This window comes from Streptomyces sp. NPDC023481, from assembly GCF_055560195.1.
Genome location: NZ_JBVHJE010000006.1, coordinates 145,415 through 157,384, shown reverse-complemented (window position 1 = coordinate 157,384; position 11,970 = coordinate 145,415). Strand labels below are relative to the sequence as shown.

The following is an 11,970-nucleotide window of genomic DNA, read 5'->3' as shown; positions in this document are numbered from 1 at the left end:
TGGAGTGAGCAAGCGCTTAGACATGCCGATGTCAGGTACGTGGAGGTGGCGGCGTGCGCCGTACGGTGTTCAACGAGGATCACGAGGCGTTCCGGGAGACCATTCGCGCCTTCATCGAGGCCGAGGTCGTCCCCGTCTACGACGAGTGGTTCGCCGCGGGCCAGGCGCCGCGCGACTTCTACTACAAGCTCGGCGAGCTGGGCGTCTTCGGCATCAGCGTGCCCGAGGAGTTCGGCGGCGCGGGCATCGACAGCCACAAGTTCGAGGCCGTCCTCTACGAGGAGACCGCCCGCGCCGGCGTCCAGTTCGGCGGCTCCGGCGTGCACGTCCTGCTCGCCCTGCCGTACCTCAAGATGCTCGCCACCGACGAGCAGAAGAAGCGCTACCTGCCGAAGTTCGTCACCGGCGAGGAGATGTGGGCCATCGCGATGACCGAGCCGGGCACCGGCTCCGACCTCGCGGGCATGAAGTCCACCGCCAAGCTCTCCGAGGACGGCACGCACTACGTCCTCAACGGCGCCAAGACCTTCATCACCGGCGGTGTCCACGCCGACCGCGTGATCGTGTGCGCCCGCACCGCCGCGCCCACCGCCGAGGACCGCCGCCACGGCATCTCCCTGTTCGCCGTGGACACCAAGTCCGAGGGCTACTCCGTCGGCCGCAAGCTGGACAAGCTGGGCCTGAAGACCTCCGACACCGCCGAGCTGGCCTTCGTCGACGTCAAGGTGCCGGTCGAGGACCTGCTCGGCGAGGAGAACAAGGGCTTCTCCTACCTCGGTCACAACCTGGCCTCCGAGCGCTGGGGCATCGCCTTCGGCGCCTACGCGCAGGCCAAGGCCGCCGTCCGGTTCGCCAAGCAGTACGTGCAGGAGCGCACCGTCTTCGGCAAGCCGGTCGCCCACTTCCAGAACACCAAGTTCGAGCTGGCCGCCTGCCAGGCCGAGGTGGACGCCGCCGAGGCGGTCGCCGACCGCGCCACGGAGGCCCTGGACGCCGGTGAGCTGACCCCGGCCGAGGCCGCCTCCGCCAAGCTGTTCTGCACCGAGGTCGCCCACCGCGTGATCGACCGCTGCCTCCAGCTGCACGGCGGCTACGGCTACATGAACGAGTACCCGATCGCCCGGCTGTACGCGGACAACCGCGTCAACCGCATCTACGGCGGCACCAGCGAGATCATGAAGACGATCATCGCCAAGGACATGGGCCTGTAGGACGCCGGTCACCACCGGCGGGTACACCTGCGACCATGAGCCAAGCACTCCAGGACCTCCTCGATCTGCTCGACCTGGAGCAGATCGAGGAGGACATCTTCCGCGGCCGGTCGCGCTCCGCCGTCGTCCCCCGCGTCTTCGGCGGGCAGGTCGCGGCGCAGGCGCTGGTCGCCGCCGGGCGGACGGTCCCCGCGGACCGGCCCGCCCACTCCCTGCACGCCTACTTCCTGCGCCCCGGCGACCCCGGCGCGCCGATCGTCTACACCGTGGACCGCATCCGGGACGGCCGGTCCTTCACCACCCGCCGGGTGGTCGCCGTACAGCACGGCAAGCCGATCTTCCACCTCTCGGCGTCCTTCCAGACGTACGAGGAGGGGCTGGAGCACCAGGCGCCCATGCCCGCCGCGCCCGACCCGGCGACCCTGCCCACCTCGCACGAGCGGCTGCGCGGCTACGGGCACCTCGCGCCCGACGTGGTGGAGCGGTTCCTGGAGGCCCGCGAGGCGATCGACCTCAGGTACGTGGACGAGCCGCCGTACGGGCAGTACGGCGAGCCGCGCGAGCCGCACTCCCAGGTGTGGTTCCGCACCAACGGCAAACTCGACGACGACCCCCTGCTGCACGTCGTCCTCGCCACCTACGTCTCCGACATGACCCTGCTCGACTCCGTCCTGCTCGCGCACGGGCGTGGCGGCTGGGCCGTCGGGGACGTCGTCGGGGCGTCCCTGGACCACGCGATGTGGTTCCACCGGCCCTTCCGCGCCGACGAATGGCTGCTGTACGACCAGGAGTCGCCGTCGACGCACGGCGGCCGCGGCCTCGGTCAGGCCCGCATCTACACCCAGGACGGCCGGCTCGCCATCTCGGTCATCCAGGAGGGCGTTGTCCGCGTGCCGAGACAGCCGTGACGACGGTGGCGTTGAAGGTGACGTGTGCCACATGGGGGACTAGGCTCTCTGAGTGAAAGCCGCAGCGAACGGCATGCCCTGTGTCCTCCGGTATCCGAGGAGCCTTGAGGCCGTTTCGTTCAACCGGCTGCGGTGACATCTGAAGACCGCGCCGCATCTTCCCTGATCCTCAGCGGCACGGCCATCCCGCTCGCGCCTTCCGCCGGGAGCCGCGAGAGACGATGGAGATGGAAGGTATTCCCATGCGATCACAGCGCATCAGGCGCCTTGTCGCGTTGTCCGCCTCCGGCCTGCTGCTGGCCGGTGGAGCCGCGATCGGCACAGCCGGGGCGGCCTTCGCCTCGGACCACGGTGACCACGGCTCCTACAGCAGCAGCTGGGGAGACGACGACAACGGACGTCACGGCGACCACAACTCGTGGGGCGACGATGACGACGACTACGGCTACGGCGACAACGGCGGCTACAACAGTGACCACGGCGGTGACCACGGCGGCTACGGCGGCGATCACGGCGGCTACGGCGGCGACCATGGCGGTGACCACGGCGGCGGTGGCGGTGACCACGGCGGCAACGGAGGAGGTGGACACGGTCACTGACCCGACCACGCACTGAGCGCGGCGTGCGGCCCCGGGACCGGGACCGCACGTCGCGTCGTCACATCTGCCGGCCCGTCAGTCGGCCAGCCCCGCCCCGGCGAGCAGATACGCCGTCATGGGGTCGTAATAACGCGGGCTGACGACATGGTCGTCCAGCGGCACGACGACCTGGACGGTGCCCTCGGACTCGGCGAGGAACAGCGCCGGGTCGTTGCAGTCGGCGTACCCGACGGAGTCCACGCCGTGCTGACCGGCGTACCCCGCCCAGCCGTGGTCGGCGACCACCAGGTCCGGCAGCGGCCGCCCCTCCCGCTCAAGGCCCGTCAGAACGGCCCGCATCGGCTCGCCCGAGTGCGTGTGCCACAGCGAGGCCCCGTGCTCCAGCACGGCCACGTCCGCGAACTGCATGACGTACCCCTCCTCCGTCTGCAGCCCCTCCGGGATGACCACGATCTCGCAGCCGGCGGCGCGCAACGCGGCGGCCGTGGCCCGGTGCACGTCCAGCAGCCCGCCCGGGTGCCCGGTCGCGAACAGCACCCGCTGCCGCCCCTCGGCCGCCTTGCGCAGCCGCCCCGCCATCCGGTCCAGCGCGTCCACGGTCAGCTCCGGGTCGATGGTGTCCTGCCCGTACCGGTACTCGGGGTCGTCGTTGACACCCACCCGCTCGGCCATCACCGCGAGGACGTCCTGCTCGTCCGTCCAGCGGTCGCCCAGCTCCAGGCCGAGCCAGAAGCCCCGGACACCGTTGGCGAGCTGGCGGTAGTGGGAGAGGTTGTTCTCGCGGGGCGTGACGACGTCCCCCGCGATACGCGTGCGCACCAGATGGTCGACGAGCTGGGCGCGGCTGGGTGTCCCGGATATCGGCATGCCTCCCATTGTGGAGGAGCCCGCGGCCCGCGTCCCCGGCATACCGCCCGCTGGGACCGGGGTCACTCGGCCGTCCCGTCAGGTCCGCCGCAGCGCGAACCACAACTCCATCCGGACGTCCGGGTCGTCCAGGTCCGCGGCCAACAGAGCGGCACAGCGGGCGATCCGCTGCCGCACGGTGTTGCGGTGCACCTCCAGCGCCACCGCCGTGCGGTCCCAACTGCCGTGCAGGGACAGCCAGGTGCGCAGCGTCTCGGCGAGCGCGGCCTGCCCCCCGAGGGGCGCGAGCAGCGCCCGGGCGTGGGTGTCGGCGTCCGCCCGCGGCACCAGGTCCTCCAGCGCCGGCCGGGCGCCGTGCCGGACCACCGGGGCGCGGATCGCGCGGGCCCGGGCGAGGGCCCGGGCGGCCTGGGTGTCGGCGGCCGGCCACTCCGGCGGCCCGGCCGCGGCGCTCACCCCGAGCGTCCAGCCGGGCTGCGGCCCCGGCTCCCGGTCCGCCGGCACCAGCACCCGTACGACCTCACCGGCGAGGTCGACCAGCGGCGAGCCCAGGGCGGCGCCGAGCGCGGAGGCGGCGACCGCGTCCGGCGCCTGCGCCTCCGGCCGCGCGTGCACGACGAGCCACCGCCCGGTGCCGAGCAGCGGGGCCACCCGCTCGGGCGGGGCGCCCAGCAGCAGCCGCACCAGCGCGGAGGACCGGGCCGCCCCGGCCCCGCTCTGGTGCTCACCGGTCAGCAGGGACAGCAGTACGGCGGCGACGGAGGCGATGGTGTGGTCCCCGGGGTCACGCCGGGGAGCGGCCACCCCGAGCACGAACCCGGCCCCGGCCCCGAGGGCGTAGACCGCGAGATGCGTCCCGCCACAGGTTCCGGTGGCGGAGGCGGGGTGCGGGTGGGGAGCCGGGGCCGGGGGGGCCGTAGAGGTGCCGTGGGGGGCCGGTGGGGCCGAGGTGGGCCTCGGGCGGGGCGGCCGGCCGGCCGGTGCCGTCGCCGGGCCCGGCGCGGAGGGTGCCGCGGGGGTGGCGGGGGCCGCCGACGCGGTGGACGCCGGCCCCGGACCGGACGGCCTGTCCGACGTGCCCGGTGCGCAGGCGGGCCGGGTCGGTGGGCCGGCCGGTGTCGTCGCCGCCGGTGCCGGTGTCCCCGGTGCCGTCGCCGCTGCCGACGACGGCGAACCCGGTGCCGGTGCCGGGCGTACCACCGCCGCCAGCTCCGCCAGGGCCACCCGTACGGCCTCCGGGATCTCCCGGCCCGCCCCCGCGATCTCCGTACCGTCGGGGCCGTAGAGCACCGCGCGGCCGCCCAGGCGCTGGGCCAGCCGGCGCAGTACCGAGGGGACCGGGTCCGGGCGGGACGCGGCCGCCGCGAGGCTCTGCTGGGCCTCGGTGACCCGGCGCAGCTCGGCCAGCCGGGCCTGCGCCATCAGCTGCCACACCGCGCGGGCCACACCGGAGAACGTGGTCTGCGGCGGCACCTCCAGCAGCGGCAGCCCGTACCGCTCGCAGGCGGCGACCAGGGCGCGCGGGACCGCGTCGTGCACCGGGGCGAGGCCGAAGCCGAGGGCCGCGCCGCCCGCCGCCACGATCCGGGAGACGTAGTCGTCGAAGTACGTGCCCGAGCCCGCCGCCTCCGGGATGTGCACCCCGGCCGTCAGCAGCAGCTCGCCGCCCAGCAGGTACGGGTACGGGTCGGCCATCTCCGAGGTGTGCGCCCAGTGGATCACGATGCCGGGGTCCGAGGGGCCGGCGATCCGGCGCAGGGCGAGATCCTCGCGGGCGAGCAGCGCCGACAGCGGTACCGGTGGGGTCGGTGGGACCGCTGGGGCGATCGGTTCCGGCATGGTGTGCGTTCCCTCCATCCCGTCCCGTTCGAATGGATGAAACGTACACTTCGCAGTCGCTTTCCGGCCACCTAGTGTCAGGTGGGCACGGCAGCCGCGGGTACGGGCGGATGTCCCCGCGAGCCGCTGCCGGCACACCCGAAGCACCTGCACGACACGCCACCGGACAGTGCGAAGGAGGGCCCGCCCATGGCCGTCGACTACACAGTGATCGTCGTCTACCTCGCCGGCATGCTGGCCATGGGCTGGTGGGGCATGCGCCGCGCCAGGTCCAAGAGCGAGTTCCTGGTGGCCGGCCGGCGCCTCGGGCCCGCCATGTACTCCGGCACCATGGCGGCGATCGTCCTCGGCGGCGCCTCCACCATCGGCGGGGTGGGCCTCGGCTACCAGTACGGCCTCTCCGGCGCCTGGATGGTCTTCACCATCGGCCTCGGCCTGCTCGCCCTCTCCGTCTTCTTCTCCGCCCGCATCGCCCGCCTGAGGGTCTACACCGTCTCCGAGATGCTCGACCTGCGCTACGGCGGCCGGGCCGGCGTGATCTCCGGCGTGGTCATGTGGGCGTACACCCTCATGCTCGCCGTGACCTCGACCATCGCCTACGCCACGATCTTCGACGTCCTGTTCGACATGAACCGCACGGTCGCGATCGTCCTCGGCGGCTCGATCGTCGTCGCGTACTCCACCCTCGGCGGCATGTGGTCCATCACGCTGACCGACATGGTCCAGTTCGTCGTCAAGACCATCGGCGTGCTGCTCCTGCTCCTGCCCATCGCCGTCGTCAAGGCGGGCGGCTTCTCCGGGATGCGGGCCGAGCTGCCGACCTCGTACTTCGACCCGCTGGGCATCGGCGGCGAGACGATCTTCACCTACGTCCTGATCTACACGTTCGGCATGCTGATCGGCCAGGACATCTGGCAGCGCGTGTTCACCGCCCGCAGCGACACGACCGCCAGGTGGGGCGGCACGGTGGCCGGCACCTACTGCCTGGCCTACGCCCTGGCCGGCGCGGTGATCGGCACCGCCGCCAAGGTGCTCTACCCCAAGCTGGGCAGCCCCGACGACGCCTTCGCCACCATCGTCAAGGACGAACTCCCCACCGGTGTGCGCGGCCTGGTCCTGGCCGCCGCCCTCGCCGCCGTGATGTCCACCTCCTCCGGCGCCCTGATCGCCTGCGCCACGGTCGCCAACAACGACATCTGGTCCCGGCTGCGGGGCGTCGCCGGGCGGTCCGAGGACCACGACGAGGTGACGGGGAACCGGGTGTTCATCCTGGTCATGGGCCTGGCCGTGATCGGCACGGCGATCGCCCTGAACAACGTGGTCGAGGCGCTCACCGTCGCCTACAACCTCCTCGTCGGCGGCCTGCTCGTGCCCATCCTCGGTGGCCTGCTGTGGAAGCGCGGCACGGTCCAGGGCGCGCTGGCCTCCGTCGCCGTCGGCGGCCTCGCCGTCCTCGGCCTGATGGCCGGCTACGGCATCCTCGCCAACGAGCCGGTCTACTACGGCCTGCTCGCCTCCCTCGCCGCCTACGTCGTCGTCTCGCTGGCGACCAGGCCCACCGAGACGGTCCTCGCCACCTGGCGCGAGCGCCTCGCCGGCCGATCCCCCGAACTCGTGTCCGAACCGGTCCCGGCTCCCCAGTAGAGTCGTAGGGAAAGCAGTACAAGCGCGATGAAGCGCTGGAAAGAAGGCAATTCACCATGAGCAGCAACGAGACGCCCCGCGGCCCCGTCGACTCCTCCCGCATCCCGCGGTACGCCGGACCCGCGACCTTCGCCCGGCTGCCCCGTCTGGACGAGGTCGGCACCGCCGACGTCGCCGTGGTCGGCGTGCCGTTCGACTCCGGCGTCTCCTACCGGCCGGGCGCCCGCTTCGGCGGCAACGCCATCCGCGAGGCGTCCCGGCTGCTGCGCCCGTACAACCCGGCGCAGGACGCCTCCCCGTTCGCTCTCGCGCAGGTCGCGGACGGCGGCGACATCGCCGTGAACCCGTTCAACATCAACGAGGCCGTCGACACCATCGAGGCGGCCGCCGACGACCTCCTCGGCACCGGCGCCCGGCTGATGACCCTGGGCGGCGACCACACCATCGCCCTCCCCCTGCTCCGCTCGGTGGCGAAGAAGCACGGCCCGGTCGCCCTGCTCCACTTCGACGCCCACCTGGACACCTGGGACACCTACTTCGGCGCCGAGTACACCCACGGCACCCCGTTCCGCCGGGCGGTGGAGGAGGGCATCCTCGACACCGAGGCGCTGTCGCACGTGGGTACCCGCGGCCCGCTGTACGGCAAGCAGGACCTCACCGACGACGAGAAGATGGGCTTCGGCATCGTCACCTCGGCGGACGTCTACCGCCGGGGCGCCGACGAGGTGGCCGACCAGCTGCGCCAGCGCATCGGCGACCGCCCGCTGTACATCTCCATCGACATCGACTGCCTCGACCCCGCCCACGCGCCCGGCACGGGGACCCCGGAGGCGGGCGGCATGACCTCCCGCGAGCTGCTGGAGATCCTGCGCGGCCTGGCCGGGTGCAACCTGGTCTCGGCGGACGTCGTCGAGGTCGCGCCCGCGTACGACCACGCGGAGATCACCTCGGTCGCGGCCTCCCACACCGCCTACGAACTGACCACCATCATGAGCCGCCAGATCGCGGCGGCCCGGAAGGACGCGGAAGCGAAGTGACCCACGACCACGACCTGGTACTCCGCCCGACGCAGGCGCAGATCACCGCCGCCCTGAACCCTCCCCCGGGGCGCAACGGCGGAGACCTGGTCGTGGAGACGCTGGCCGGGCTCGGCGCGACCACGGTCTTCGGCCTGCCCGGCCAGCACGCCCTCGGCATGTTCGACGCCCTGCGCCGCTCCACCCTGCGCTACATCGGCCTGCGGGTGGAGAACAACGCGGGCTTCGCGGCCGACGCCTACGGCAGGATCACCGGCGAGGCGGCACCGCTGCTGCTCTCGACCGGCCCGGGCGCGCTGACGTCACTGGCCGCGCTCCAGGAGGCGGCGGCCGCCTCCGCCCCGGTCCTGGCGATCAGCAGCCAGGTCCCGACGGCGGGCCTGGGCGGCGGCCGGCACGGCTACCTGCACGAACTCCCCGACCAGGCCGCCTCGTTCCGGGGTGTGGTGAAGTCGGTCCACACGGTCCGCACCCCGTCCCAGATCCCCTCCGCGATCGCGGCGGCCTGGAAATCGGCGCTGACCGCCCCGCACGGCCCGGTGTGGGTGGAGATCCCGCAGGACGTCCTGCTCGCTCCGACCGCCCTGCCCGTGGTGACGGCGATGGACGCGACCCCGGACGACCTGGTCCCGCGCCCCGAACTGACCGCGCTCGCGGCGCACCTGCTGTCCCACGCGTCCCGCCCGGTGATCATCGCGGGTGGCGGGGTCGTACGGTCCGACGCCTCGGGCAAGGTGCGGGCGCTGGCCGAGAAGCTCCAGGCGCCCGTGGTCACGACCTTCGGCGGCAAGGGGGCGTTCCCCTGGGAGCACCCGCTGTCGCTCCAGTCCTGGCTGGAGGACCGTCACACCACGGACTTCCTGGAGGACACGGACGTCCTGCTGGTGGTCGGCTCGGGCCTGGGTGAACTCTCCTCGAACTACCACACGTTCAGGCCGCGCGGCCGAGTGATCCAGATCGAGGCCGACCTCGGCAAGCTGGAGTCCAACCACCCGGCCCTCGGCATCCACGCGGACGCCCGACTGGCGCTCCAGGCCCTGCTGGAGACGGTGGAGGAGCGCACGGACACCTCGGCGCCGGAGCGGGTGCGGGAGCTGCTGGCCAAGGTCGCCGACCGCATCGCGGGCCAGGAACTGACCCTGGAGCAGGACGTGTTGAGGTCGGTCCGCCGCGCCCTGCCCGCCGGCTCCCCGTCCTTCTGGGACATGACGATCCTGGCGTACTGGGCCTGGTCGGCGTTCGACCCGCAGGGCACCAACCTCATGCACTCGGCCCAGGGCGCCGGCGGCCTCGGCTACGGCTTCCCGGCAGCCCTGGGCGCGGCGGCGGCCGATCCCACCCGCCCGGTCCTCGCGGTCTCCGGCGACGGCGGAGCCCTCTACTCCCTCGCCGAACTGGCCACGGCCCGCCAGTACGACCTCCCCGTCACCTGGCTCATCGTCGACGACGGCGGCTACGGCATCCTCCGCGAGTACATGACGGACGCCTTCGGCGAGCCGACGGCCACGGAACTGCACCGCCCGGACTACGTGGCCCTCGCGGAGTCCTTCGGCGTACCGGGCGTCCGCACGACGCCGGAGACCCTGGAGGAGGACCTGACGAAGGCCCTGACGACCCCGGGCCCGTCGGTGGTCGTACTCCCCGCGGTCCTCAGGATGTTCGCCCCGACGCACGTGACCCGCTGACTCCCTCACCGAGGCGCCCGGCTGTGACGGCCGCCGGGCGCCTCGGTCGCGTCTCGGCTCACGTCCGACGGATCGCACACGAACACATGTACAACCTTCGACTGTCCTGGCGAGTCCACTCAGACAGCGCACGGGTGCGCTCAACGGCGTTCAGGGGGACGCCCGTACGACTTCTAGGGGGACTTTTCCATGACCTACCGGACCTCCGGCCGGGCCGGTGTGCTCGCGGCCGCCGTCAGTGCCGCGCTGCTCATACCGGCCGTGACCGCCGCCACCCCGGCCGCCGCGGCCACACCCGCCGTGAGCTGTACGTCCGCCAAGGCGGGCCTGGCCGCCAAGCTGAAGAAGGACATCACGGCCGCACTGGCGAACCGCAAGGGCACCGTCGCCGTCGGCCTGTACGACCGCTCCACCGGCACCACCTGCACCCTGCGGGCCACCAGCGCCTACGACTCGGCCAGCACCGTGAAGGTCACCGTGCTCGCCACGCTGCTGTGGGACGCGAAGAAGCACAACCGGTACCTGACGAGCACCGAGCAGTCGCTCGCCAAGGCCATGATCACGAAGTCCGACAACAACGCGACCAGCAAGCTCTGGAAGCAGCTCGGCACGACGAAGATCAAGGGCTTCCTCTCCGCCGCCGGCATGACCAAGACCGTGCCGGGCACGGGCGGTTACTGGGGTCTGACCCAGGAGAACGTCAACGACGAGCAGAAGCTGCTCAAGCTGGTCACCGCCAGGAACAGCGTGCTGAGCGACAACTCCCGCGCCTACATCCTGAAGTTGATGAGCCAGGTGGTCGCGGACCAGCGCTGGGGGACGCCGGCCGGTGCTCCGTCCTCCGTGGCCGTGCACGTGAAGAACGGCTGGCTGCAGCGGGCCACGCACGGCTGGCGGGTGCACAGCCTGGGCACCTTCAACGGCGCCGGCCACGACTACGTGATCACCGTGCTGACGCAGGACAACAGCACCATGGGCTACGGGGTCACCACGATCCAGAACGTGGCCAAGGCGATCCACAAGGACCTGGTGCCGACGACCTCCGGGGTCACCCGCTACACCCCGACCAGCCGGCCGAGCGAGGCGTTCGTCGCCGTACCCCCGCAGGGCTGAGCCCGGAGGGCCGGCCGCCGGGCTGACGGCCCGTCGGCCGGCCCTCCCGATTACTCGAACTCCCGCTCTGCGAACATGCGTACCCGCAGGACGCCCATCCGACGTCAAAGGGGAACCCTTCATGACCCACCGGATATCCCGCAGAGCCGGGGTACTCACGACCGCCCTCAGTGCCGCACTGCTCGTCTGCACCACCGCACTCCCGGCCGAGGCGGCCCCGGCGGCCACCGTCGACTGCACCTCCTCCGACACCGCCCTCGCCGCCAAGCTGAAGAAGGACATCACGGCGGCCCTCGCGCATCGCACGGGCACCGTCGGCCTCGGTCTGTACGACCGCTCCACCGGCACCACCTGCACCCTGAACGCCACCACCGCCTTCGACTCGGCCAGCACCGTGAAGGTCACCGTGCTCGCCACGCTGCTGTGGGACGCGAAGAAGACCAACCGGTACCTGACCGACACCGAGGACCAGCTCGCCACGGCCATGATCACCGAGTCGGACAACGACGCGACCAGCGCGCTGTGGAAGCAGCTGGGCGTGGCGAAGATCCAGGGCTTCCTGACGGCGGCCGGCATGACGAAGACCGTGCCGGGCGCGGACGGTTACTGGGGTCTGACCCAGGAGAACGTCAACGACGAGCAGAAGCTGCTCAAGCTGGTCACCGCCAGGAACAGCGTGCTGAGCGACAACTCCCGCGCCTACATCCTGAAGTTGATGAGCCAGGTGGTCGCGGACCAGCGCTGGGGGACGCCGGCCGGTGCTCCGTCCTCCGTGGCCGTGCACGTGAAGAACGGCTGGCTGCAGCGGGCCACGCACGGCTGGCGGGTGCACAGCCTGGGCACCTTCAACGGCGCCGGCCACGACTACGTGATCACCGTGCTGACCCAGGACAACAGCACCATGGACTACGGCGTGGCCACCATCCAGAACGTCGCCGAGGCGATCCACAAGGACCTGGTGCCGACGGCCCCCGGTGTCACCCGCTACACCCCGACCGACTCGCCGCGCGAGGCGATCGTCGCCGTACCCCCGCGGAGCTGACCGCTCCGCCCCCTCCCGCCCTTGT

The 11,970-nt window shown here is 72.1% G+C and carries 10 protein-coding genes; 8 read left to right on the top strand and 2 right to left on the bottom strand.

What is annotated here, in order from left to right; translation table 11 throughout:
* Nucleotides 1-53: 53 nt before the first annotated feature.
* The 3 genes from ACZ3ZD_RS14935 (at nucleotide 54) to ACZ3ZD_RS14925 (ending at nucleotide 2,718) form a co-directional block, all read left to right on the top strand.
* Nucleotides 54-1,211 carry an acyl-CoA dehydrogenase family protein gene (locus ACZ3ZD_RS14935; protein ID WP_467396766.1) on the top strand — a complete coding sequence of 386 codons (1,158 nt, stop codon included), beginning with the start codon at nucleotides 54-56 and terminating at the stop codon, nucleotides 1,209-1,211.
* 35 nt (nucleotides 1,212-1,246) lie between these two features.
* Nucleotides 1,247-2,119, top strand: coding sequence for an acyl-CoA thioesterase II (gene tesB / locus ACZ3ZD_RS14930; RefSeq protein ID WP_467396764.1), 873 nt, complete (start codon nucleotides 1,247-1,249; stop codon nucleotides 2,117-2,119).
* Between the two features lie 242 nt (nucleotides 2,120-2,361).
* Nucleotides 2,362-2,718: a hypothetical protein gene (locus ACZ3ZD_RS14925; protein WP_467396762.1), complete on the top strand. Its 357-nt coding sequence runs from the start codon at nucleotides 2,362-2,364 to the stop codon at nucleotides 2,716-2,718.
* Nucleotides 2,719-2,793: 75 nt separating this feature from the next.
* On the opposite strand, the gene ACZ3ZD_RS14920 is transcribed toward ACZ3ZD_RS14925, so the two are convergent.
* A complete protein-coding gene (locus tag ACZ3ZD_RS14920) occupies nucleotides 2,794-3,585 on the bottom strand; it encodes a phosphatase (protein WP_467396759.1) in 792 nt (263 codons plus the stop codon).
* Between the two features lie 78 nt (nucleotides 3,586-3,663).
* Nucleotides 3,664-5,424 (bottom strand): PucR family transcriptional regulator ligand-binding domain-containing protein, encoded by a 1,761-nt coding sequence (locus ACZ3ZD_RS14915; protein ID WP_467396758.1) that lies wholly within the window; start codon nucleotides 5,422-5,424, stop codon nucleotides 3,664-3,666.
* Between the two features lie 189 nt (nucleotides 5,425-5,613).
* Here ACZ3ZD_RS14915 and ACZ3ZD_RS14910 point away from each other — a divergent pair, with 189 nt between their 5' ends.
* The 5 genes from ACZ3ZD_RS14910 (at nucleotide 5,614) to ACZ3ZD_RS14890 (ending at nucleotide 11,945) form a co-directional block, all read left to right on the top strand.
* On the top strand, nucleotides 5,614-7,068 hold the full coding sequence (locus ACZ3ZD_RS14910; RefSeq protein ID WP_467396756.1) for a sodium:solute symporter family protein: 1,455 nt from the start codon (nucleotides 5,614-5,616) through the stop codon (nucleotides 7,066-7,068).
* Nucleotides 7,069-7,124: 56 nt separating this feature from the next.
* Nucleotides 7,125-8,105 (top strand): agmatinase, encoded by a 981-nt coding sequence (speB, locus tag ACZ3ZD_RS14905; RefSeq protein WP_467396754.1) that lies wholly within the window; start codon nucleotides 7,125-7,127, stop codon nucleotides 8,103-8,105.
* Nucleotides 8,102-9,790: a thiamine pyrophosphate-binding protein gene (locus tag ACZ3ZD_RS14900; protein ID WP_467396752.1), complete on the top strand. Its 1,689-nt coding sequence runs from the start codon at nucleotides 8,102-8,104 to the stop codon at nucleotides 9,788-9,790. The genes speB and ACZ3ZD_RS14900 overlap by 4 nt, the downstream gene beginning before the upstream one ends.
* 189 nt (nucleotides 9,791-9,979) lie before the next feature.
* Entirely contained in the window at nucleotides 9,980-10,903 is a 924-nt protein-coding gene (locus ACZ3ZD_RS14895; RefSeq protein ID WP_467396750.1) for a serine hydrolase, read from the top strand.
* Nucleotides 10,904-11,024: 121 nt separating this feature from the next.
* Nucleotides 11,025-11,945, top strand: coding sequence for a serine hydrolase (locus tag ACZ3ZD_RS14890; protein WP_467396748.1), 921 nt, complete (start codon nucleotides 11,025-11,027; stop codon nucleotides 11,943-11,945).
* The last annotated feature ends 25 nt before the right edge of the window (nucleotides 11,946-11,970 follow it).